Raw genomic sequence first — 23236 nt, forward strand, 5'->3', positions numbered from 1 at the left:
GTCTTCGAGGCCGTCACCTGCGGCCCCGCACCGGCCAGCCGGACTTGCCTCTTCCTCTCCTCAGACCTTCTTGTCCGGCCCGCTCGCGCCGGGCGCGGCCGCGGGGCCGTTGGGCTGGCGCAGCGCATTGGTCATGGCCTGCATGGGATCGGCGCCCGTGAATCCGGCCTCGGCCAGGATCTTGTCGAGCAGCGGCGCATTGGCGCGGTAGGCGAGCAGCTGGCCGACCAGCCCGTCGCCGAAGCTGCCGGCGCCCACCTGGCCGTTGGCCTTGCCGCCCATGAATCCGCCGGCGTCGAAGATGCGGATGTCCGAGATCTTCTCCAGCGGCTTCACCGCCTCGGCCAGGGCCAGGGGGATGACGCGGATGCGCTCGCGCGTCAGCTCATATTCGATGATCTCCTGGCTGAGCTTGTTGCGGGCCTCGTTCAGCGCCTGCTCGCGCGCCGCCTCGGCCTGGCCCATCTCGCGGACGCCCTGCGCCCGCGTCTTGGCGGCTTCGGCCTCGGCATGGGCCAGGGTGGTGATCGCCTCGCCCTTGTCGATCGCCGCCTGCTTGTCGGCCGCCGCCTGCACCTTCACCGCGACGGCTTCCGTCTCGGCCTGCTTCTGCGCGGCGATGACGGCGATCTGCTTCTCGCGCTCGGCGACCTCGACGGCTTGCGCCGTGGTGACGCGCTCCTGCGCCGCCACCGCCTTGGCGCGGGCTTCCTGGGCCAGGGCGTTCGCCTCCGATTCCTCGCGGCTCTTGTTGGAGACCGCGATGGCGCTTTCCTGCGACACGATCTGCACGTCGCGCTCGGCCTCGGTCTTGCGCTGCTGGATGGCGCGGGTGGTGGCGACGTTGGCGGTCTGCTTGGCCTCCTCGGCCTTGGCCAGGCGTTCGGCGACGGCCTGGTCGGTGGCGATGCGGGCCTCCTCCTCGGCCCGGCGGGCCTCCGCCTCCTTCTGGGCGGCCTGGGCGCGGGTCTCGGCCGTCTTGTTGACGATGTCGCGCTGCTGGCTGAGCTCGGCCTCCTTGGAGTTGCGCTCGATCGTCAGCTTCTGCTGCTGGGCCTCCAGGTCCTTGGTGGCGATGGCGACCTCGGTGTCGCGCACCACGTCGTTGCGCTCCTTCTTGCGCGCCTCGGTGATGCGGGTCAGCGTGGCGAGGCCTTCGGCGTCGAAATAATTGTTGGCGTTGAAGTGCTTGATGTCGGTCTGGTCGAGCCGGGTCAGCGAGACGGATTCGAGCTCCAGGCCGTTGGACTGCAGGTCGGCCGCCACCGCCTCCTGCACCGCCTTGACGAAGTCCATGCGCTTTTCCTGCAGGTCGTTCAGCACCATGGTCGCCGCCACCGAGCGCAGGGCATCGACGAACTTGGCCTCGATCAGGACGCGCAGCTCGTTGGCATCGTTGGTGCGGTCGCCGAGCGTCTGCGCCGCCAGGGCGATCGAGGCGGTGTCCGGCTTCACCCGCACATAGAACTCGGCGCCGATGTCGACGCGCATGCGGTCCTTGGTGATCAGCGCCTCGCCCTCGCCGCGCCTGACCTCGAGCCGCAGCGTCTTGAGGTTGACCCAGGCGGTGGAATGGAACACCGGCAGCACCACCGAGCCGCCGTCGAGCACCACCTTCTGGCCGCCGAGGCCGGTGCGCACATAGGCCCTGTCGCGCGAGGAGCGCGTGTAGAGCGTCGTCAGCACGAAGCCGATGCCGAGGATGACGACGAGGCCGATGGCGGCTGGGACGAGCATGTCCATGATCATCGATCTGCTCCGTTGGCGGGCCGTCTCGCGGCCGCGAGGAAGGGGGCTTGTCGCTCGCAACCCGCCGCCACTTGCACCATTCGCGCTCGGCGGGCTGCATCGTCCGGAACAGGGCTCAGCGGCCCTGGGCGAGGTCGTCCGTGGCGGTGATGGCGATGAAGACGTTGTTGCGGCAGTCGGCCAGCAGCACCGTCCGGCCCTGGGCGAACGGCCCGTGCCCGTCCGCCGCGCGCGCATTGAGGAAGTGCCAGTTGCCGTACCGGTCCTGCACGCGCACCCGGCCGGGCTTGCCGCCGTCGAGCGGTCCGATCACGACCGAGGCGGTCAGTCCGACGAGGTCGGCCTCGTCGACCGCATAGGTCTCGTCGCGCGGGATGAGGCGGGCGACGAGCCGGCTGCCCGCCCGTGTCAGCAGGAGCGCCGCGACCGCGGCGACGGCCGAGGCCGCGAGCGCCGGCAGGGCCCCCACCCATGCGATCGCGACGGACTGGATGGCATAGCCGCTCGCCGCGAAGGCCCCGAGCGCCAGCATCATCACGATCAGGATCGGCGCCCGGCCCGGGTTGATCCAGCCGAGGATGCCGCCGAGCCAGCCCTCGTGCGCTTCGGGATGCGCGCCGGGATGGCCTTCGACATGGCCGCCGAATCCCTTGTCGATGATCGAGCTCGCGGAGATGCCGATGATCAGCCCGGCGAGCTCGATCGCCACCAGGCCGCACAGGATCAAGGCCGCGATCCCGAACGGTTTCGTCTCAGGCGTCAGCAAGAGGTCCATGGTCGGATCCAGTCAGCCTCCCATCCTTCGACGCCCGGCCCGATCCCGTGCGCTCCACGCGCAAGAGCTCGCGGCAGGGCATATCCTAAGGGAAGGGGCCGGTCGAGGCGCAATCGCCCGTCCGGGCCTCGCTCCTCGTCCGCGGGCCCTGCGCCCGCGCCGGTCAGTGCCGGGCCTTGATCGCCACCAGCCGCTCCTCGATGAGATTGTCGCGGTGCAGCCGTTCCAGCTCGTCCAGCTTGCCGCCGTCCGCGGCGGGAGCGCCGGCGGGCACGCCGGTGACGCGGGCGATGGCCGAGGCGGACCGGGCGGCCTTGTCGACCGGCGAGGGCGCGCCGGGGCCGCCCGCCGGGCTGCCGCCGTTGTGCTGCGGCGCCAGGCTGCGCCTGAGGTCGGCGAGACGGCTTTCCGCATCCTTGCGGGCGGCGGCGACCGCCTGCAGCGCCTTGCGGCCTTCGTCGATGCGGTCGTCGACATCGGCCAGGGCCTTGTCGAGCGCCCCGATCTGCGCCTCCAGGTCGACCTGCCGGCCGATGCCGCTCCGGGCGAGGTCGTCGCGGGCTTGCGCGATGGCGGTGGCGATCCGCTGCTGCAGGGTGCCGATCTCGGTGCTGATCTCCTGCCGGCGGCTGTCGATGCGATGGCGCTCGGCCATGGCCTTGCCGAGCTCGGCGCGCGCCTCGTCGGCGGCCGCGTCGATCTCGCGGATGGCCTGCTCGACCACCGCGGCGGGGTCGAGGCCTTCGGCCTTGTCGATGCTCGAATGGGCGAAGCCAGCGATGAGGCGGCCCATGCGGGACAGAATGCCTTCGTGGATCATGGTCTTCTCCTCATTGGGGAGATGACGCGGCGTGACGCCGACGCGGATCTCCAGGATGTCGCCCTCGGCGACGAGGCGCGCCGGAATGGAGCCTTGCCATCCCGGCAGGTAGCCGCGCACGTCGCAGGCCACGCTGATGCGGCCCGCCACGGTGGCGATCGTCAGGCTTGCGGCGCCCTTGATCGCATAGAGCTTGTCGTCGAGCGGCAGGCCTTCGACCGGCTCGCCGTTGCGCCGCGCCACGAAGTCGCGCAGGCCCAGCACCACCATCTGCGCCGGCAGACGCGTCTGCGCCCGCACCCGGCCATAGGCCTGCTCGTGCAGCAGCACCAGGTTCGATCCAGCGCTCGAATCCGCTGCCACCTCGGCCAGGATGGCCATCATCGTCTCGTAGTCCCGGAAGGTCTCGACGATCGCGGCCAGCGCCTCCGCATCGGGAAAGAGCGCGTAGCGCAGGGCGGCCGACTGGAGGGTCCGTACTCGAGCCATGATGAGAGTATAAAGGACTCCTTTTGTCCTTTCAAGAGTAGGGAGAGAGATGGGTTACCGAGGGAACAGGCGGGATCGAGCGCCCTCGGAGGTGCCCGGGCTCTGGACAAAATCTTCCCACTCTCCCAAGGCGCTCACGGGCCAAAGGGGCGAGGTCAGGACGGAGCGCGCCTACAGCAGCTCCGCCATCTGGCGCAGATGGGATGTGGTCTGGACAAGTTCTGCACGCAAGAGAACATCCAGATAGTCGTCGACCGTTTTTGGTGGATGCTTGAGGCTGGCTCTCTGGCGCCGTGCCGCCGCGACGACCTGCTCCGGCGCCACATCGAAAAGATGCGCAATGAACGCGTCCGGATGCTGGGCCTCGATACTGAAGGGATCGAGTGCGGCTTTCGGAAAATCCCTGAGATTGTAAGTGATGATCACGCTGGCACCAGCACGAATGGCTGCGGCGAGAACGTGCCGATCATCTGGATCCGGCAGCACCAGAGTTTCGATCAAAGGCTCGTAGCCCGAGACGACTGCGTCCCGGACATGTGCGTCCATGAGCTGACGAGTCCGGTCGAGCTGCGCTGCGGTCAGGTCCGGCCGATCCCTAAGGACGTTGCGGATCCATTCAGCATAGATCGCCTTGGTCCATCGCGCCCGAACAGGTCCGTCAGCGCCAGATGCATCAGAAAATCCCGCAAGGGAGCGGGGTAAAGGACGCAGGCATCATAGATCGCGGTGAAATCTGCCAAGCATCAGTATCCCAGATTTAATTTTTGGGCTTCCTCGGCCAATTCATCAAGCGCCTGAAGGCGCGCTGCATCTGTCTTTCGCTTGTAAGCGAGCAGATCCCTGAACAACACACGTCGATGCGTTCCGACCTTGCGGAATGCGATCTCACCCTTTTCGAGCAAGGCGATCAGGAAGGGACGCGAAACATTCAAATGCTCGGCGGCCTGCTGGGTCGTGAGTTCGGCGTGAAACGGCATCAGGATTACCGGATTGCCCTGAGCCATTTGCGTCAGCATCTCGAGCAGCAAACGCGCAGCCCCGATCGGCAATACGACCATTTCAGTTTGATCCGCATCGCTCATGGCCAGATTCACGACGTCCCCGCCGGCAAGATGACGCGAAAGCACGCGGCTCGACTCGCGGGCCAGTGTCACATCCTGCTCCGAGGGAACAACTGCCTTCTGGGTCACCAACAGCGCGCGCGTCATAGGGGGTAATCTCCCGGTGAACAGCTCCAGGGCTCATATAGCTGTCAATCGAAATAATCGCAACAAACGAAATAATTGAATGTCGAAGGCGGCCTTCCCTGATGCAGATCAAGCCGTATCTCGCGTAGTTCCTTTAAGCGTGAGGAGCGCGATCTCAAGGCGCTCTCCCTTAAGCCGTCGCAGTTATGGCTATGCTGCCTGAGAACGCTCTCGCTCATTCAGGTCGATAGCAATGATGGCGGACCGCGGAGAAGACGAAGAGATCGCCCGTGTTCGAGCCCGGCTCGCGTCGCTGGACGCTGAACGGGCGGAGCTCTCGACCACGCTGGGTGAGTTCGAGCACCGGCGGGCGTCACGCGTGCGTGCCGATCATCATTCGGTGTTGGCCGCGAATGCGCCAACCGTAACCGCAACGTCTTCGACGACAGACAAGGTGGCGCTCTTTCGTCGCCTGTTCGTTGGTCGCGCCGACGTATTCCCTATGCGCTGGGAGAACCGAAAGACGGGGCGATCGGGCTATGCCCCCGCCTGTGCCAACGAGTGGGTCAAGGGCATATGCGACAAGCCGCAAGTCAAATGCGGAGAATGCCCCAATCAAGCCTTCATCCCGGTCTCGGATGAGATCATCGAAAAGCATCTTCGCGGCAGCGACAATCTGCGATCTTCTGCGGCAGACTTCGTTGCCGGTGTCTATCCGTTGATGGCCGACGAGACCTGCTGGTTCCTGGCGGCCGACTTCGACAAGGCAAGCTGGGCCGCCGATGCATCGGCCATGATCGAAACGTGTCACGCAAAAGGGGTTCCCGCAGCCCTCGAACGATCTCGCTCCGGGAATGGTGGTCACGTCTGGATCTTCTTCTCCGAGCCGATTGCGGCGCGCACCGCCCGTCAGCTTGGGGCGGCGATCTTGACGGAGACGATGGAGCACCGCCCGGAGATCGGTTTCGCCTCCTATGACCGTCTCTTTCCAAGCCAGGATACGATGCCGATTGGTGGCTTCGGCAATCTGATCGCTATGCCTCTGCAGCGGAGGGCGCGAGATCACGGGAACAGTGTGTTCGTCGACAAGGACCTGCGTCCATACGACGATCAATGGGCGTTCCTGTCGTCACTGCCGAGGCTCTCGGTCGATACCGCATCGCGGATCGTCGCCGATGCCGAGTTGTGCGGCTTGGTGCTGGGCGTCCGAATGCCGGTCGAAGACGAGAACGCGGACGAACCATGGCGCATGACGCCCTCGCGACGCCGCGAGCCGGAGCCGATCGATGCTTCCTTGCCTGGCAAGGTTGGTGTCGTCATCGCCGATCAAGTCTATATCGATCGAACCGGGCTGCCTTCCGCGATGACGGCACGGCTCATCCGGGTAGCTGCTTTCCAGAATCCCGAATTCTATCGCGCGCAATCCATGCGACTGCCGACCTTCGGCAAACCGCGGATCGTCTCTTGTGCCGAACTTCATGCGCGGCATGTCGCGCTTCCTCGCGGTTGCCTCGACGAAGCCGTCGAACTGATCCGAGCCCATCGCGCCGAAGTCACGGTGCAGGACCACAGAATGACAGGCAGCCCGCTGCCCAGTGCGGTGAGCTTCCAGGGAGTGCTGAGCGGTCGGCAGATCGAGGCGTTCGACGCTCTCGCAACGCAGGACCATGGTGTCCTGGCCGCCACGACGGCTTTCGGCAAAACGGTCGTGGCGATTGCGCTCATCGCCCAGAGGGCACGCAATACCCTCGTTCTCGTCCATCGCCTTGAACTGCTCACCCAATGGGTCGAGCGTCTCAAGACGTTCCTCGATATCGATCCGAAGGATATCGGCATTATCGGTGGCGGTCGTCGCAAGCCGACAGGCACCATCGATATCGCTCTGATCCAGAGCCTCGTGCGTCGTGGCGAAGTCTCGGATCTGGTGGCGGACTATGGCCATCTCGTTGTTGACGAGTGTCACCATCTTTCGGCGGCGAGTTTCGAGCTGGTGGCGAGGCGGGCGAAGGCGCGATATGTCCTGGGACTATCCGCGACGGTCGCCCGCAAGGATGGCCATCACCCCATCATTTTCATGCAATGTGGCCCAGTCCGACACAGGGTCGATGCTCGGGCTCAGGCGGCCGAGCGGGGCATGACGCATCGTGCCCGGCATCGATCGACAAATTTCCGGTTGCCGTCGCCTTTGGCTGCTTCGGAGCGGCCTCCCATGCCGGCTGTCTATGCAGCCCTCGCCCAGGACGGCCCCCGCAACGATCTGATTTTCGACGACGTGCTGAAGGCGCTGGAAGCAAAGCGCTCGCCGGTCGTGCTGACGGAGCGTCGGGACCATCTCGAACTTCTCCAAGACCGCTTCTCGCGTTTCGTGCGCAATCTCGTTGTCCTGCGGGGTGGCATGTCGGCCGCCGAACGCAAGGCATCCGAGGCGGCCCTCCAAGTCTCCGATGACCGGGAACGGCTGATCCTGGCGACGGGGCGCTATATTGGCGAGGGGTTCGATGATCGCAGGCTCGACACGCTCTTCCTCACGATGCCCATCTCCTGGAAAGGCACCCTGGCTCAGTATGTTGGCCGGCTCCATCGCCAGCATGAAGGAAAAACGGAGGTTCTCGTCGTCGATTACGTCGACGAGGCTGTGCCGTTGCTGGCGCGCATGGCGGCAAAGCGCCGAACCGGATATCGAGCGCTCGGCTATACGATCGAAGAGTGAGGCGGCGTAAATGCGGCATGTGGGCGCGAGGGATGGCGCGCAGCCCCGGACACCTCGATTTGAGTTGCCTTTCTGAATTTTTTAGAACAAATAGAGAACATGATGGGTGGAGTCCGCAGAGCGTTGCTGGTCGAATCGAACCCATCAAGTGGAAATGAGCATGAAGATTCAGCGCATTCGCGATCCGCTTCACAATCTCATCGAGTTCCGGCACGACGATGAGCTGGAGCGTGCTCTCTGGCAGGTGTTGGAATCGCGGCCTTTCCAGCGTCTGCGCCGGGTTAAGCAACTGGGTTTTTCCGACCTGGTCTACCCCGGTGCCAGCCATTCCCGCTTCGCTCACAGCGTCGGCGTATTCCATACCGCTCGACGCCTCATGGAAGTCGTTCGCAAGCATGTCGGGCACCGCCAGGAAACGCGAGAGAACCTGGCCTTGGCGGCCGCATTGGTCCACGACCTCGGTCATGGAGCCTTCAGCCATGCCTTCGAGAAAGTCGGAGAGAGGCTGCAGCTGAAGCTCGCCGATCATGAGCATATGAGCGACCGGCTGATCCGCAGCGGTGAAGTCGCCGGTCTCCTCAACACGATGGGAAGCGGTTTCGCCAGCGATGTCGCTGACATCATCAAGAAGGAAGGCAGAAAAAGCGTCCACAACGCCGTGGTGTCGAGCCAGTTCGATGCTGATAGGCTGGACTATATGCGCCGTGACCGACTGATGACCGGCACGCAGCACGCCGCCATAGATTTCGAATGGCTCGTCGCCAACCTCGATCTCGCCGAGGTGCCGGTCGGAGTCGACGACAGCGGGGTCGGCACCATCGAGACCTTTGTCATCGGTCCGAAGGCCATCCACGCGACGGAAGCCTTCGTCCTCGGTCTCTTTCAGCTCTATCCTACCGTTTATCTTCACAAGACGACTCGTGGGATCGAAAAGCTCTTCGCGGAGTTGCTGGTGCGGATCGTATCGCTCGCGAGGAATGCCTCGGCGACGGCGACCGGGTTGCCCGTGCGGCATCCTCTCATCCTTTTTGCGCAGTCGCCGGACGACATCGAGACTGCCTTGTGCCTCGACGACACCGTCGTCTGGGGTGGCCTGTCTCTCATGGTGGACGCGAAGGACCCCGTGATCAGCCAGCTGGCCACCCGACTGCGCGACCGCAAGCTCTACAAGTGCATCGATATCCGGGCCCGCGTCGCGCATGCCTTCAACCCGGCCAGCGATAGCGCGCCCGAACTCGTTGCAGCCATCGACCGATGTTGTGCCCGCATCGATGAAAAACTGAAGGGCTGGATTGATGGTGATAAGTCGGTCATCCCGCGTCTTCTGATCGATGAGGCAGAGCGTTCGCCCTACAAGACAGCGGGTGGGTCGACGGGGCCGACGGAACAGATCAATGTTCGAACGGACGGAGGCGCGACCGTGGACCTGAAGCAACGTTCGCGCGTGGTTGCCGCCCTGACGACATTCAAGTTGTTTCGAGCCTACTATGGCGCGGAGGACGAATCGGCACGCCAAATGGTCGAAGGGATCATCTCGGGGGAGATCGCAGCATGTCGATGAGCGACGCCTGCAAGGTCGTGGATATCGTCAGGGATGCCGGCGGTCGCGTCGTCGGCCGGACGCGGCTGCAAAAGATCGCCTATCTCCTGACGGTCGCCGGGCTCGAGACCGGGCTTTCCTTCACCTACAAGCACTATGGACCGTTCAGCGAGAATGTCGCGACGGGCGCACGCCACGCTCATCTCCTCGGCCGTCTCGGCGAGACGGAGGCACAGGCGAGCTGGGGAGGGACCTATTCCATCTACGATGTGACAGCCCCTATCCCTCCCGAGACGCCCGCTGCGCGCCGACAGCTTGCCGGGCTGGCCGCAAGCGCCGATGCGATCGAGCTCGAACTCGCCGCGACTGCGGTCTTCCTGGCCGATGACGGATTCGACAGGCCGTGGGAAGAGACCGTGCGTCGCAAGCCGGAAAAGGCCGGGGACGGGCGGATCGAGCGGGCGAAGGATTTGCTGGAGCGGCTGAGGGAGATCGACACGCCTATCCGGCTGCCCGAGCTCGGCTGAAGTCCGATTGATCGGCTCCGAGCGATTGACGATCCGCCTGTGACGGGGAATCGTGACTCGCGCGAACGCTGAGTTCGCCCTCGATAGTCCCGGGAGACGGCGAATGGACATCGACAACGACCGGATCGACGACGCCGTGCTGGCGCTGCTCTATCTCACGCTGCACGACGGCAATCGCGCCTGGAAAGGCTATGACTGGGACGTGATGAACCGGCTGCACGAGAAGGGCCTGATCTACGACCCCGTCGGCAAGGCCAAATCCGTTGTCCTGACACAGGAGGGAATGGCCGCCTCGGAACGGCTGTTCCATGCGATGTTCGCCAAGGCCTGACTGCGGCTGCCGCGAGACCAGGCGGAGTGGCGCGACGATCCCGTCTAACGCGACAGGATCGCCCACAGGCCGGCGGCGAGGACCGCCCCGGCGAGGAGGACGAGGGGCAGGAGGCCGCGATCCCGATGGATCGGGATGCCGGCGCTTCGCACCTCTCGCAGGAAGGCGGCGAGCTCCGCTGGCGAGCCGAAGGCGATGCGCCGTTCCTCCTCGCCGACGATGAGGTCGCAGAACGGGTGGGCGCTGTGCCGGCAGACCACGCATCCCGTCGCCCGGCGCAGCAGTTCGGGATCGTGGCGGGCCTCGGGCGCGCCGTCGCCCGAGCCATCTTCCCGGTGGCCGGCCGCCCCCGTCACGGGATCTTCAGGCCTGGCTGACGAACTTGGTGGCGAGATAGGCCTGCAGGCCCTCGCTGCCGCCTTCGCTGCCATGGCCGCTGTCCTTGATGCCGCCGAACGGCGTCTCCGGCGCGGCCAGGCCGAAATGATTGATCGATACCATCCCGGCCTCGATCTCGTCGGCGAGGCGGCCGGCCTGGGCGGTCGAGCCGGTGAAGGCGTAGGAGCCGAGGCCGACAGGCAGGCGGTTGGCCTCCGCGATCGCCTCGTCCAGCGTCTCGAACCGGTTGACGATCGCCACCGGCCCGAACGGCTCCTCGTTCATGATGCGAGCCGAGGCCGGCACGTCCGCCAGCACGGTCGGCGCGTAGAAGAAGCCCTGGTTGCCGATGCGCCGCCCACCGGTCAGCAGCCTGGCGCCCTTCTCCGTCGCGTCGCGGACCAGGCCGTCGACAGCATCGATGCGCCGGGCATGCGCCAGCGGGCCCATCTGCGTGCCCTCGGCCGCGCCGGCGCCGACGGCGAGGCCTTCGGCAAGGCCGGCGAAGAGCTCGGCAAAGCGCTCTTGCATCGGAGCCTGCACCAGGAAGCGGGTCGGCGAGGTGCAGATCTGCCCGGCATTGCGGAACTTGATGCCGGCGCCGAGCCTGGCCACCGCCTCGACGTCGACATCGTCGCAGACGATGAACGGCGCATGGCCGCCGAGCTCCATGGTGGTGCGCTTCAGGTGCTGGCCGGCCAGCGCGGCGAGATGGCGCCCGACCGGCACGGAACCCGTAAACGACACCTTGCGGATCACCGGGGAGGGGATGAGGTGGGCCGAGATCTCAGCCGGCACGCCGAAGACGAGGTTGAGCACCCCCGCCGGCACGCCGGCCTCCTCGAAGCAGCGGGCCAGCGCCATGGCGCAGCTCGGCGTCTCCTCCGGCGCTTTGGCGATGATCGAGCAGCCGGCGGCCAGCGCCGCGGCGACCTTTCGCACGAGCTGGCCCACCGGGAAGTTCCAGGGGCTGAAGGCCGCGACCGGGCCGACCGGCTCCGACAATGCGACCTGCCGGGCGCCTGGGATGCGCGCCGGGATGACGCGGCCATAGGCGCGCCGCCCTTCCTCGGCATACCAGTCGATGACGTCGGCGGCCGCGCCCGCCTCCATGCGCGCCTCGGCGAGCGGCTTGCCTTGCTCGCGGGTGATGGCCTCGGCCAGCGTCTCGGCGCGCTGGCGCACGAGGTCCGCGGCCTTGCGCAGGATACGCGAGCGCTCATAGGCGGAGACCTTGCGCCAGGCCCGGAAGCCACGCTCGGCGGCCGTCAGCGCCCGGTCGAGATCGGCGGCCTCGGCGAAGGCGACCTCGCCGATGGCGGCGCCCGTGGCCGGATCGACCACGGTGCCGCGGCGGGCGCCGGACCCGGCGCTCCAGGCGCCGTCGATGAACAGGGAAGCGGTCATGTGGGAGCTCCGAGGCGATCACGCGTATTCGGGACGGGCCGGCGTGAAGACGTCGAGGTTCAGGGCCGGCTGGTCGCCGACGACCTCGACATAGTGGACGATGTTGGAGGGGATGAGGGCGACGCCGCCGCCCGTCAGGCGAAGGACCTCGTCGCCGATATGGAAGTCGACCAGGCCCTCGATGATGTAGACGATCTGCTCGTGCGGATGGGAATGGGGCAGCGTCTCGTGCCCCGGCCAGAGCCGGTGCAGCGCCAGCGTGGCGCCGGTGCCGGAAAAGGCCTTGCGCTCGATGCCGCGGCGCACTGGCGTCCACGCGATGGCATCCCAATCGACCTGATGAACCGGCATGTCGTCACTCCGTCCTGGATGCGCGCACCATGCGCGCGGCGCGGCCGGCCTCGGCCAGCAGCAGGCTCTGGTCCGAACCGCAGATGAACAGGCTGATGCCGAGGGCGGCGAAGGCCGCGGCCGCCTCGGGCCTGCCGATGAAGATCCCGACGGTCCGTCCGTGCCGGCGCCCGGCCGCCGCGACATGGGCGATGGCCTCGCGCAGCGCCGGATCGTCCGGCCCGGCGCAGCCGAGCGACAGGGCGAGGTCCGCCGGGCCGATCAGCAGCGCGTCGAGACCCTCGACCGCGGCGATGGCGTCGACGGCGCCGAGCGCCTCGGCGTCCTCGATCTGGGCGACGAGCACGCGCTCGGCATCGGCCCGGGCGCGATAGGTCGCGGCATCCTCGGTGCCGAAGCGGCCGGCCCGCGGCGAGGGCGAGAAGCCCCTCTGGCCGCGGCCGTATTCGGCGGCGCGCAGCAGCGCTTCGGCGTCCTGCGGCCCACGCACATGCGGCGCCACGATGCCGGCAGCGCCGAGGTCGAGCTGCGCCGCGATCGCGACGGGATCGAGGGCGGGGACCCGCGTCAGCAGCGGCAGGCCGACGCCGCGCGCCGCGGCGGCCAGCCGGTCCATCGCCGCAAGGTCGATCGGAGCGTGCTCGGCGTCCGCCACGGCGAAGTCGAGGCCGGCCAGGCCCAGGAGCTCGGCCTGGTGATGCGCCGGCGTCTTGATGAAGGTCCCGGCGAGGACCTCGCCGGCCCGGACGCGGGCGCGGAACGAGGCCGCCGTCACGGCAGGCCCATCAGGCGGGCGGCATTGGCCGAGACCATCCTGCGGATTGGGTCTTCGCCATAGCCGAGGTCGAGCAGCAGGCCGATCATCTGCCGGAAGCCTTCGACGGGTGTCGGATTGTTCTTCTGGCCGAGGTCGGAGCCGAAAAAGGTGTTGTCGACGCCGGCCGCCTCGATCACCTGCTTGAGGTGTTCGTGGTCGAACAGGAAGAAGGTCGAGGGCACGAACATGCAGATCGAGTGCTCGATCATCACGCCCATGCGGACGAGCTGCGACACGTCCTGGAACGAAGCTTCGTTCACATAGGTCGGGTGGTTCAGGAACAGCCGCTTGACGCCGCGGCGCCCCGCCTCCTCGTAGAACGGCCAGAGCTCGTCGATATGGTGGTGCCCGCCGGAGACGGCGGCATCCGCCTCCGCGACGAGGTCGAGGATGAGCTTGACCGCGTCGGTGACCGTGCCGCGCTCGTCGACCAGCCTCTGGCCGACCGGCTCCACGGTCTTCCGGCTGTTGACCGGGAACTTGTTCTTGAACTCGGCATCCTTCTTGTCGTGGTCGATATGGTTCTGGGCGTGGGCGGTGGCCATCCAGACGATGCGCGCGCCCTGCTTCAGGGCATAGTCGACCGCGCTCGGATTGAGGCCGCCGAGCGGGTTGTTGAGCACGACGGCGCCCAGCACCGTGGTCCGGCTCGGATGGTGCTTGTTGATGAGATGCGCGATCGGCATCGTCGGGTAGTAGTGGTCCTTCAGCAGGATCGCCGCCATGCCGGCCTCGGCCGCCTGCCGCGCCACCTCGATATGGTCGACGGCGCGCGGCATCAGCGAGGGGCCGCTGTGCACGTGCAGGTCGATCGCACCCTGCATCAGACGGTCGATCCTCTCGGCGCGGTCGTGATCCGGTGCCTGGCTCATGACGGTGTCTCCTCCTGGGCGGGCGTGGGGACCGGCACGAAGCCGCGCCAATGGTCCCGGCGCAGCGGCATGTCGGCGAAGGTCCGGCGGGCGTCGGCGGCCCGGCCGACCAGCGCTTCGGCCGTGAGCCCCTTGCCGGCGAGATAGGCGTCGAGCTCGCCGAGGCTGCGGCCGATCACCTCGTAGCCGCGCAGCATCACGGCCGAGGCGAAGCCCACGGCGCTGGCGCCGGCGAGCAGCATGCGCGCCATGTCGCGCCCGTCCTGCGCGCCGTTGATGCCGATCAGCGGCCGCTCGCGCCCGAGCCGGGCGCGGGTCAGCGCCAACCATTGGCAGGTGAGCGGCAGGTTCCAAAAGCCGCCGACGGCCAGGCTCGTGCCCAGCATCGGCGCCATGGTGTCGAGGTCCGGCACCAGGCCGAGCAGGCGCCCGGCCATGACGACGGAATCGGCGCCGGCGGCGAAGGCGGCATCGGCCAGCTCCGGCACGCGCTCGCTCTGGCCGGTCAGCTTGATCCAGAGCGGCAACGACACCGCGGCCCGGACGGCGGCGACGATGGTCCCGACCCGTTCGGGGCTGAGCTCCGTCGACACCGCGCCTGCGGCGGCCTGGCTCGCATAGGGCGTGCCGATGTTGAATTCCAGCACGCGCAGGCCCGCGGCCTCCACCTGCCGGGCCATGGCGAGGGCCGGCTCGAGCGCGCCGAGGATCAGGCTCGCCACCAGCACGCAGTCGTGGCGGCGCGCCAGCGCATCCGCCCGGCGGCATTGGTCGAGCCAGGCCTCGAAGGGCAGCGGCGTCAGGCCGGAGCGGCTCGCCAGCGTCACCTCGCGCGGCGCCGAAGCGTCCCACGGCACCGGCCGCCAGTCGGCGTCGAGCGCGACATATTCGGCCCGCTGCAACTGGTCCCTGGCCGCGTCGGATTCGTTGGTGGACTTCACCACCACGGCGCCCGCGCCCGCCCGGATGGCGGCCTCGACGCCGGCGAGGTCGATCAGGTGCTCGCCGGCCGCGGCGATCAGCGGGTTCTTGAGCCGGACGGCTCCGATGCGGGTCTGCAGTCTTGCGGTCATCGAGGGGCTCGAGAAGGCCTTGCCGGAGCTGCGTGCCGGTCGCGACGGGAGGCGTCTCCGCCAGATCGTTTCAATCAATAAAACGATGTTTCATCAGACGGTACGCATGCCGGCCGCCGAAGTCAACCGGAATCCGTTTCCGCTACGGCTCAGCCGCCACGGCGCCGGAAGAACAGGAAGGCCGCGAGCAGCGCGCTGGAGAAGGCGATCAGCACGGTGGCCGCCGCCGCGATCGTCGGGGTGAGCGCCTCGCGCGCCGCCGAGAACATCTCGCGCGGCAGCGTGCGCTGCCCGGGGCCGGCCAGGAACAGGGTGACGACGATCTCGTCGAGCGAGGTGGTGAAGGCGAACAGCGCGCCGGAGGCGACGCCGGGCGCGATCAGCGGCAGGGTGATCTTGCGGAAGGCGAGCCAGGGCGGGGCGCCCATGCTGGCGGCAGCGCGCAGCAGGCGGGCGTCGAGGCCGGCATGGGCCGCGCCCACCGTCACCACGACGAAGGGCACGGCCAGCGCGGTGTGGGCCAGCACCAGGCCGGGCAGCGTGTGGGTCAGCTGCAGCGTCGAGAACACGAAATACATGCCGACCCCGACGATCACGGCCGGCGCGATGAGCGGGGCCAGCACCAGGCCCTGCATCAGCCGCCGCCCCGGCAGGCCGGGCCGGGCTAGGCCGAGCGCCGCCGCCGTTCCCAGCACCGTCGCCAGCGCGGTGGTCGCCAGGGCGATGACGAGGCTGTTGCCGAGCGCCCCGCGCCAGACCGGCGAGCCGAAGAAATCGGCGTACCAGCGCAGCGACAGGCCCTCGAGCGGGAAGCCGAGATAGCGTCCCGCGTTGAAGGAGAGCGGCACGATCACCAGGATCGGCAGCATCAGGAAGGCGAGGACCAGGGCGGCGGCCAGGGCCAGCAGGGCCGATCCCAGCCGGGCCGTCGCGGTCGTCTTGCCGGACGTGGTCATCGCTCCCCCTCAGATGCCGGTGGCGGCGGAGCGGCCGAGCCGCGTCTGGGCGACGAACAGCACCGCGGTCAGCCCCAGCAGGATCATGCCGAGCGCCGAGGCGAGGCCCCAGTTCAGCGTGCCCGTCGTGAACAGGGCGATGTAGGAGCCGATCATCTGGTCGCCCGGTCCGCCGAGCAGGGCGGGCGTGATGTAGAAGCCGATGGTGACGATGAACACGAGCATGCCGCCGGCCATCAGTCCCGGCAGGATCTGCGGCAGGTAGACCCGGACGAAGGCGTGCAGCGGCCGGGCCCCGAGCGAGGCGGCCGCGCGCATCAGGCGCGGATCGGCGGCCCGCATCGCCGTGAGCAGCGGGAAGATCATGAACGGCAGCATGACGTGGACGAGCGCCAGGATGACCCCGGTGCGGCTGAACAGCAGCCCGAGCGGGGCGTCGATCAGGCCGGCGAACCGCAGCACGTCGTTGACGACGCCGCGGTCCTGCAGCAGCACGATCCAGGCGGTCATGCGCACCAGGATCGAGGTCCAGAACGGCAGCAGCACCAGGATCAGGAGGAGGTTGCGCCGGCGCTCGGACACCCGCGCGAGATAGGCACAGAGCGGGAAGGCCAGCAGCATGCAGGCGAGCGTCGTGGCCGCCCCGATCGCCAGCGTGCGCAGCAGGATGGTGCGATAGAGGCCGCCTTCCGGGCGGAAGTCGACGAGGCCGCGGTCATAGTCCCATTTGAGGTCGACCGCCGAGAGCAGGTGGAAGCCGTCGGCGGGGCCGACGGCGCGCTTGAGCACCTGCCAGGTTGCCGGCTGCGTCCAGCGCCCGTCGGCGGCTTCGAGGGCGGCGCGGTCGAGCGGCGCCTCGGGGGCGAGGGCCTTGAGCTTGCGCAGCGTGCCGAACAGGAACTCGCGCCCGGTCGGGGTCTCGTAGGACATGCGCCGGGCCAGGGCCGCGAGCCGCTCCGGCGCGGCGGCTTTCAGCTCGCGGCCGATGGTGGCGAAGGCCGCGTCCGGCGGCAGGCCGCGCCCGTCCCAGGCGGCGAGCTGGCCGGCGGTCTCCGGCAGCGCCTGGCCGAGCTCGGGATCGGCGACGCTGCGCCAGGCCACCATGCCGAGCGGCACCAGGAAGGTGAGGGTGAGGAACAGCAGCAGCGGCGCGGCCAGAGCATAGCCGCCCAGGGCCGTCCCGAGGTCGCGCCGCGTCATCGCCGTGCCCGCCTACTTCGCCGACCAGCTCGTCCAGCGCGCCATCAGCGCGTCGAGATTGTCGTTCCAGAAGGCGTCGTCGATCTTGAGCACCGTCCGGGCATTGTCCGGGGCGGTCGGGATGTCGGCGAGCACCTTGGGATCGAGCTTGGACAAGGCCGAAGCCGCGGTGATGCCGATCGGCTGGAACGCCGGCAGCGCCGCCTGCACCTCGCCGCGCGAGGCGAATTCGAGCAGCTTGTAGGCGGCGTCCTTGTTCGGCGAGTTCTTCAGGATCACCCAGCTGTCGATCGTCTGCAGGGACTGGTTCCAGACGATGCCGAAATCCTTGTGGTCGTTGTGGATGGCGTTGGTGACGCGCCCGTTATAGCTCGTGGTCATCGCCACCTCGCCGGAGGCGAGCAGCTGCATCGGCTGCGCGCCCGTCTTCCAGAACACCAGCGCGGGCTTGATCCGGTCGAGCGCCGCGAAGGCGCGGTCGACCCCCTGCTGCGTCTTCAGCGCCGCATAGACGTCGGCCGGCGCGACGCCGTCGGCCATCAGGGCGATCTCCAGATTGCCCTTCGGCCCCTGGCGCAGGGCGCGCTTGCCCGGGAAGCCCTTGAGGTCGAAGAAGTCCTTCCAGTCGGCTGGTCCCTGCTTCAGCGCCGCCTTGTCGTAGGCGAGCACGAAATTGTAGATCGCCGAGCCGACGCCACAGGCATGCACGGCGCCCGGCACATAGGCCTGCTTGCCGCCGGCCCGGTCATAGTCGATGGTCTCGAACACGCCTTCGGCGCAGCCGAGCTCCAGCTCGTCCGATTCCACCTGCACCACGTCCCAGCCGCTGTCCGGCGCCTCGGCCTTGGTGCGCAGGATGCCGATGCCGCCATCCCAGGAATCCTCAGTCACCGGGATGCCGCTCGCCGCCGCGAAGGGGGCGAAGATGGCCTTGTGCTGGGCCTCCTGGTAGCTGCCGCCCCAGGAGACCACGGTGAGGTCCCGCGCCTGCGCACCCGCGCCGGCGAGGCAGGCGGCGAGAAGGATCGCCGCGCCCGAAATCTTGATCGTCATGTCGTTCCCCTGTTCTTGATCGTTGCTTTCGCTGCCCGAAGATCCGGAAGCCGCCCGCCGGCGGGTCCGGAGCTCCGGCAGAGTCCCAAAGTCCGGGCAGAGTTTCGCTGACGGGAACCGTGTTCCGATCGACGAAACCCTGCCTAGGCGAGCACCACGCAGTCTTCGGCCGGCAGGGCGAGGCCGACGCGCTCCAGCCGGCGCGGCACCACGACGCCGGCGGCCGCCCCGATCTTCACCTGCACGGCCGTGCCCTCCGCCTCGACCTGGAGGCGCAGATGGTCGCCGTGGAAGGCCGCGTCGGCGACGATGCCGTCGATCGTGCCGCCGCCGGCCGGACGCAACGCCACCGCCTCCGGCCGGACCGCCAGCACCGCCGCGCCGCCTTCGGCGAGGCCCTCGCTGCGCCAGCCCTCGACCATGGCGCCATTGGGCAGGCGCAGCCGGGCTCGGTCCTGGTCGAGCGCCGTCACCGTGCCCTCGATCAGGTTGGTCTCGCCGACGAAGCCGGCGACGAAGCGGCTGGCCGGACGCCGGTAGAGCGTCTCGGGCGCGGCGATCTGGGCGATCCGCCCCTGGTGGAACACCGCGACCCGGTCCGACATGGTCAGGGCCTCGTCCTGGTCGTGCGTGACGTAGACGAAGGTGATGCCGAGCTGGCGATGGATCTGCTTGAGCTCGGCCTGCATGCTCTCGCGCAGCGCCTTGTCGAGGGCGCCGAGCGGCTCGTCCATCAGCACCAGGCGCGGCCGGTAGACCAGAGCGCGCGCCAGCGCGACGCGCTGCTGCTGGCCGCCGGAGAGCTGCTGGGGCTTGCGGCCGCCGAGGCCGGCGAGATGCACCAGCGCCAGCGCCTGCTCGACGAGCCGGGCCTGCTCGGCCCTCGGCATCTTCCGCACCCCGAGGGGGAAGGCGATGTTCTCGGCCACGCTCATGTGCGGGAACAGCGCATAGCTCTGGAACACCACGCCCATCTCGCGGCCATAGGCGGGAAGGCGGGTGATGTCCCGGCCGTTGAGGCGGATCTCGCCCCGGTCCGGCCATTCGAAGCCGGCCAGCATCATCAGCGTGGTGGTCTTGCCCGACCCGCTCGGCCCCAGCAGCGTGAGGAACTCGCCGGCGCGGATGTCGAGGTCGAGGCCGTCGACGACCGGCGTCCGGCCGTCATAGCTCCGCGACACGCCGCGGAAGCTGACGATCGGCGTCGAGAGCTCGGTGCGGGCGCCGCTCTGCGGGATCGCGTTCATGCCCTCTCCCGCCTCACTGCAGCCCTGCAAGGTCCCGCTGCACCTGATCGAGCGCCTCGCCGACCGCGTCGACCACGGTGGCCAGTTCCGCTTCCTCGATGATCAGGGGCGGGGCGCAGAGCAGCGAGTCGCCGAGGGCGCGCAGCAGCACGCCGCGTGCGCGCAATGCATCCGAGACCCGCGCCGCCACCTTCATCTCGGCCGGGTAGGGGGCCCGGGTGCGCTTGTCCGCCACCATCTCCAGGGCCGCCATCATGCCGATGCCCCGGACCTCGCCGACCAGGGGATGGTCGGCATAGCGGCGCAGGCCCTCCTGCAGCAGCGCGCCCATGCGGCGGGCCCGGCCGACGATGTCGATCTCGTCGTAGATGCGCAGGGTCTCGAGCGCGACCGCCGCCCCGACGGGATGGCCGCCATAGGTGAAGCCCTGGCCGAAGCCGCCCAGCCGGTCGGTCTGGTCGGCGATCGCCTGGTAGATCGGCTCGGAAACCATCAGCGCCGAGATCGGGAAATAGGCCGAGGACAGGCCCTTGGCGCAGGTCAGCATGTCTGGCCGGATGCCGAAGGCGTCGCAGCCCCAGTAATGGCCGGTGCGCCCGAAGCCGCAGATCACCTCGTCGGCCACCATCAGCACGTCATGGCGCCTCAGCACCGCCTGCACCTTCTCGAAATAGCCGGCCGGCGGCACGATGACGCCGCCCGTGCCCATCACCGGCTCGGCGAAGAAGGCGCCGACCGTGTCCGGGCCTTCGCGCAGGATCGTCTCCTCCAGCTCCCGGGCCAGCCGGACGGCGAAGGCGTCCTCGCTCTCGCCGGCCTGCGCCTGGCGGTAGTGGTGCGGGCAGCTGACATGCAGGAAGCCGGGCAGCGGGATGCCGAAGCCGCGATGCATGTTGGGCAGGCCGGTGAGGCTGGCGGAGGCGACCGTGGTGCCGTGATAGGCGCGGGCGCGGCCGATGATCTTGCGCTTTTCCGGCTTGCCGATGGCCTCGTGATAGTACCAGACCAGCTTGATGGCGGTGTCGACCGCCTCCGAGCCCGAGGACTGCAGCATCACCTTGGTGAGGCCCGCCGGCGCCCGCTCGACCAGCGCCTCAGTCAGGTCGATCACCGGCTCGGCGACGCGGTGGGCGAAGGCCTGCTGGTAGGGCAGGGCCAGGAGCTGGCGATGGGCGGCGTCCGCCAGGCGGCGGTTGCTGAAGCCGAGCGCGGCGCACCACAGGCCGGACATGCCCTCGATGAAGCGGTTGCCGTCGACATCGACGACATGCACGCCCTCGCCCCCGCGGATGACCGTCGGGCCGATCTGCTCGTGCAGGCGCAGATTGGTCTGCGGGTGCAGGTGGAAGGCCGCGTCGCGGGCAAAGGGCGAGTTCGTCGTCACGGACATTCGGCTGCTCGAAGGGTTCGGATGTCGTTTCACTCTATAAAACTGAGTTTCAGTATACAAGACGATATTCTTCGAATCAAGACCGGTTGGCGATTCGAGTTCGACGGAGATATTCCCGTATTTTCAATGTGATGACGGTGTGACCTTGATTTCGCGGCCTCGTTCTGATTTGAATTTTGTTTCGAGCAGAGAAACGCGAGGCGAGGGGCTGAGTCCCCGCGCGGCCGGGAAGGGCAGGGCGACCATGGCGACGGGAGACAAGGCCGATACCGGCGTGAGGTCCGTGCAGCTGGCCTTCGACGTGCTCGAGGCCGTCGCGGCGGAGCAGGACGAGATCGGCGTCAGCGAGCTCGCCAACCGGCTCGCGACGACGAAGGGGACGGTGTTCCGGCATCTGCAGACGCTGGCCGAGCGCGGCTATGTCTCGCAGAACCCGTCGAGCACCCGCTACAAGCTCGGCGTGCGGGCGCATCTGCTCGGGCAGGCCGCGGCCGGGCGCATCGACCTGCTCGCGGCGTCCGAACCGCCGGCGCGGGCGCTGCGGGAGGAGACGGGCATCACCGTGGTGGTGTCGGCGGTCAGCGTCCGCGGCGTCACGGTCATGACGACGCTGCTCGGAAAATCGCCGCTGGAGATCGGCGTGCGGCCGGGCAGCGAGCTGACGCTGCACGCCACGGCGCAGGGAAAGGCCGCGGCAGCCTTCGCCCATCCCTCGCTGATGCCGGCGATCCGGCGCCGCGGCCTGACGCGCGAGACCGAGCACACGATCCAGGACTTCGACGCCCTTGCCGACGAGCTGGCGCGCTGCGCGGCCCGGGGCTACGCCACGGCGCCGGAGGAGGAGACGCTCGGCATCAACGCCCTCGCCGCGCCCATCCTCGGCCGGGACGGCCATGCCCTCGGCACCATCGCCATCGTCGGCTCGATCCAGCACATCCCGCGCGACCCGGCCACCGAACAGATCGACGCCGTCCTGCGGGCGGCGGCGAAGGTGTCGTGGGAGCTGGGCTATGCCGGCCGCATCCCGCCCGGCGCGCCACGATGACGGCGGGCGGGACGCCGCGGCAGGCCATACTTGTCTAGACAGGACCGGTCAGCTGTGATCGATGTCGAGGCGCACCGAGGCCTTCGCTTCGGCAGGGCGCCGCGCCGTGACCATCCGACCGATCCTGCTCTATCCCGATCCGCGCCTGCGCCAGGCCTCGGAGCCCGTGCACGCCTTCGACGCCGGGCTCCGCGCCCTGGCCGCCGATCTGCTCGACACCATGCGCGCCGCGCCGGGCATCGGCATCACCGCGCCCCATATCGGCGTCGCCCAGCGCCTGGTCGTGCTCGAGCTTTCGCCCGAGCAGGGTGTACGGACCTATGTCAACCCGCGGATCGTCGAGGCCTCCACCGAGCGGATCCGGCACCGGGAGGGCAGCGTCTCCATGCCCGGCGCGACCGAGGAGGTCGAGCGCCATGCCCGCGTGCGGGTCGCCTACCAGGACCTCGACGGCGCCGAGCGGATCGAGGAGGCCGACGGCCTGCTCGCCGTCTGCCACCAGCACGAGATCGACCAGCTCGACGGCATCTTCTGGATCCAGCGCCTGTCCCGGCTGAAACGGGAGCGGCTGGTCACGCGCTGGGAGAAGCAGCGGCGCGGCGCCTGAGGGGGGCGATTCGCGCTTGCAATGTTCTTGTTTTGTTCTAGTCTCGACGCATGCAGCCGGACCTGCCCTTCGACGATCCCCTGCCGGAGCAGCGCGCACCGGAACGGAGGACCTTCGAGCGGCGTCCCTCGACCGTCTCGCCGTGGCATCCGCCGATCCCGGGACTGGAGATGAAGCGGCTCGACCGGCTGTTCTTCGCCCTGCGGCTCGGTCCGCAGGCAGGCTCGCGCGCGCTCGAGATCGGATCCCGCATCCGCCCGCAGGCCGGGCGCAGCGGCTCCTGGACCGGGCTGGACCGGCTGCACGCCACCCTGCACATGGCCGACGAGACGGAGGGCCTGAGGCAGAGCCGGGTCGCCATGGCGCTCGAAGCCGGCGCCATGATCCGTTTGCCGGCCTTCGACGTCGCCTTCGGCCGGCTCGATGCCTGGCCCGACGGCGCCGGTGGCGCCCACCTCGTCCTGCTTTGCGACGTCGGCCGACTCGAGCTGGAGGCATTGCGCCGGGACCTGGGGGCCGCGATGCGGCAGGCGGGGTTCCGCCGCTTCGAAAAGCGCTTCGATCCGCATGTGACGCTGCGCTACGGCGGCCGGCCGCTGGCGCCGAGAGAGGTCGGCCCGGTGCAATGGACCGTGCAGGACTTTGCGCTGATCCACAGCCAGGTCGGGCTGGCGCGCCACGATGTCAAGCGCTGCTGGCCGCTCGCCTGAGA

Annotated in this window: 23 protein-coding genes; 7 read left to right on the top strand and 16 right to left on the bottom strand. The window is 68.4% G+C overall.

Annotation, left to right across the window (positions count from 1 at the left end):
• Positions 1-60: 60 nt before the first annotated feature.
• From QO011_RS14020 to QO011_RS14040, 5 genes are all read right to left on the bottom strand, one after another.
• Positions 61-1749 (bottom strand): flotillin family protein, encoded by a 1689-nt coding sequence (locus QO011_RS14020; RefSeq protein ID WP_307272862.1) that lies wholly within the window; start codon positions 1747-1749, stop codon positions 61-63.
• Between the two features lie 115 nt (positions 1750-1864).
• A complete protein-coding gene (locus QO011_RS14025; protein WP_307272865.1) occupies positions 1865-2524 on the bottom strand; it encodes an OB-fold-containig protein in 660 nt (219 codons plus the stop codon).
• Positions 2525-2687: 163 nt separating this feature from the next.
• Entirely contained in the window at positions 2688-3833 is a 1146-nt protein-coding gene (locus tag QO011_RS14030) for a PspA/IM30 family protein (protein WP_307272868.1), read from the bottom strand.
• Positions 3834-4004: 171 nt separating this feature from the next.
• The gene (locus QO011_RS14035; RefSeq protein ID WP_307273170.1) at positions 4005-4544 is read right to left on the bottom strand and encodes a PIN domain-containing protein; all 540 of its coding nucleotides are present in this window, start codon (positions 4542-4544) and stop codon (positions 4005-4007) included.
• A gap of 32 nt (positions 4545-4576) precedes the next feature.
• Positions 4577-5041, bottom strand: a complete 465-nt coding sequence (locus tag QO011_RS14040; protein ID WP_307272870.1) for a helix-turn-helix domain-containing protein — start codon at positions 5039-5041, stop codon at positions 4577-4579.
• Positions 5042-5276: 235 nt separating this feature from the next.
• Here QO011_RS14040 and QO011_RS14045 point away from each other — a divergent pair, with 235 nt between their 5' ends.
• From QO011_RS14045 to QO011_RS14060, 4 genes are all read left to right on the top strand, one after another.
• Complete coding sequence (locus QO011_RS14045; protein ID WP_307272872.1) at positions 5277-7730, top strand: TOTE conflict system archaeo-eukaryotic primase domain-containing protein; 2454 nt, start codon at positions 5277-5279, stop codon at positions 7728-7730.
• A 160-nt stretch (positions 7731-7890) separates the two neighbouring features.
• Positions 7891-9291, top strand: coding sequence for an HD domain-containing protein (locus QO011_RS14050; protein ID WP_307272874.1), 1401 nt, complete (start codon positions 7891-7893; stop codon positions 9289-9291).
• The gene (locus QO011_RS14055; protein WP_307272878.1) at positions 9282-9797 is read left to right on the top strand and encodes a hypothetical protein; all 516 of its coding nucleotides are present in this window, start codon (positions 9282-9284) and stop codon (positions 9795-9797) included. Before QO011_RS14050 ends, QO011_RS14055 begins: the two co-directional genes overlap by 10 nt.
• Before the next feature lie 103 nt (positions 9798-9900).
• On the top strand, positions 9901-10128 hold the full coding sequence (locus QO011_RS14060; protein ID WP_307272880.1) for a DUF6429 family protein: 228 nt from the start codon (positions 9901-9903) through the stop codon (positions 10126-10128).
• Between the two features lie 44 nt (positions 10129-10172).
• On the opposite strand, the gene QO011_RS14065 is transcribed toward QO011_RS14060, so the two are convergent.
• From QO011_RS14065 to QO011_RS14115, 11 genes are all read right to left on the bottom strand, one after another.
• The gene (locus QO011_RS14065) at positions 10173-10484 is read right to left on the bottom strand and encodes a hypothetical protein (protein ID WP_307272883.1); all 312 of its coding nucleotides are present in this window, start codon (positions 10482-10484) and stop codon (positions 10173-10175) included.
• Positions 10485-10491: 7 nt separating this feature from the next.
• A complete protein-coding gene (locus tag QO011_RS14070) occupies positions 10492-11913 on the bottom strand; it encodes an NAD-dependent succinate-semialdehyde dehydrogenase (RefSeq protein WP_307272884.1) in 1422 nt (473 codons plus the stop codon).
• Positions 11914-11931: 18 nt separating this feature from the next.
• The gene (locus tag QO011_RS14075) at positions 11932-12264 is read right to left on the bottom strand and encodes a cupin domain-containing protein (protein WP_307272885.1); all 333 of its coding nucleotides are present in this window, start codon (positions 12262-12264) and stop codon (positions 11932-11934) included.
• A 4-nt stretch (positions 12265-12268) separates the two neighbouring features.
• A complete protein-coding gene (locus QO011_RS14080) occupies positions 12269-13039 on the bottom strand; it encodes an HpcH/HpaI aldolase family protein (RefSeq protein ID WP_307272888.1) in 771 nt (256 codons plus the stop codon).
• Complete coding sequence (locus QO011_RS14085; protein ID WP_307272890.1) at positions 13036-13953, bottom strand: DUF6282 family protein; 918 nt, start codon at positions 13951-13953, stop codon at positions 13036-13038. The genes QO011_RS14080 and QO011_RS14085 overlap by 4 nt, the downstream gene beginning before the upstream one ends.
• Positions 13950-15026 (bottom strand): beta/alpha barrel domain-containing protein, encoded by a 1077-nt coding sequence (locus QO011_RS14090; RefSeq protein ID WP_307272893.1) that lies wholly within the window; start codon positions 15024-15026, stop codon positions 13950-13952. Before QO011_RS14090 ends, QO011_RS14085 begins: the two co-directional genes overlap by 4 nt.
• A gap of 149 nt (positions 15027-15175) precedes the next feature.
• Positions 15176-15982: an ABC transporter permease gene (locus QO011_RS14095; RefSeq protein ID WP_307272895.1), complete on the bottom strand. Its 807-nt coding sequence runs from the start codon at positions 15980-15982 to the stop codon at positions 15176-15178.
• A gap of 9 nt (positions 15983-15991) precedes the next feature.
• Positions 15992-17182 (bottom strand): ABC transporter permease, encoded by a 1191-nt coding sequence (locus tag QO011_RS14100; protein ID WP_307272898.1) that lies wholly within the window; start codon positions 17180-17182, stop codon positions 15992-15994.
• 12 nt (positions 17183-17194) lie between these two features.
• Positions 17195-18235 carry an ABC transporter substrate-binding protein gene (locus QO011_RS14105; protein WP_307272901.1) on the bottom strand — a complete coding sequence of 347 codons (1041 nt, stop codon included), beginning with the start codon at positions 18233-18235 and terminating at the stop codon, positions 17195-17197.
• A gap of 143 nt (positions 18236-18378) precedes the next feature.
• The gene (locus tag QO011_RS14110) at positions 18379-19482 is read right to left on the bottom strand and encodes an ABC transporter ATP-binding protein (protein ID WP_307272904.1); all 1104 of its coding nucleotides are present in this window, start codon (positions 19480-19482) and stop codon (positions 18379-18381) included.
• A 13-nt stretch (positions 19483-19495) separates the two neighbouring features.
• Entirely contained in the window at positions 19496-20872 is a 1377-nt protein-coding gene (locus QO011_RS14115) for an aminotransferase (protein ID WP_307272905.1), read from the bottom strand.
• A gap of 244 nt (positions 20873-21116) precedes the next feature.
• Here QO011_RS14115 and QO011_RS14120 point away from each other — a divergent pair, with 244 nt between their 5' ends.
• From QO011_RS14120 to QO011_RS14130, 3 genes are all read left to right on the top strand, one after another.
• On the top strand, positions 21117-21917 hold the full coding sequence (locus QO011_RS14120) for an IclR family transcriptional regulator (RefSeq protein WP_307272907.1): 801 nt from the start codon (positions 21117-21119) through the stop codon (positions 21915-21917).
• A gap of 106 nt (positions 21918-22023) precedes the next feature.
• A complete protein-coding gene (locus QO011_RS14125) occupies positions 22024-22524 on the top strand; it encodes a peptide deformylase (RefSeq protein WP_370881952.1) in 501 nt (166 codons plus the stop codon).
• 50 nt (positions 22525-22574) lie between these two features.
• Positions 22575-23234 (top strand): 2'-5' RNA ligase family protein, encoded by a 660-nt coding sequence (locus QO011_RS14130; RefSeq protein ID WP_307272912.1) that lies wholly within the window; start codon positions 22575-22577, stop codon positions 23232-23234.
• Positions 23235-23236 lie beyond the last annotated feature (2 nt).

The organism is Labrys wisconsinensis, from assembly GCF_030814995.1.
GTDB classification, from domain to species: domain Bacteria; phylum Pseudomonadota; class Alphaproteobacteria; order Rhizobiales; family Labraceae; genus Labrys; species Labrys wisconsinensis.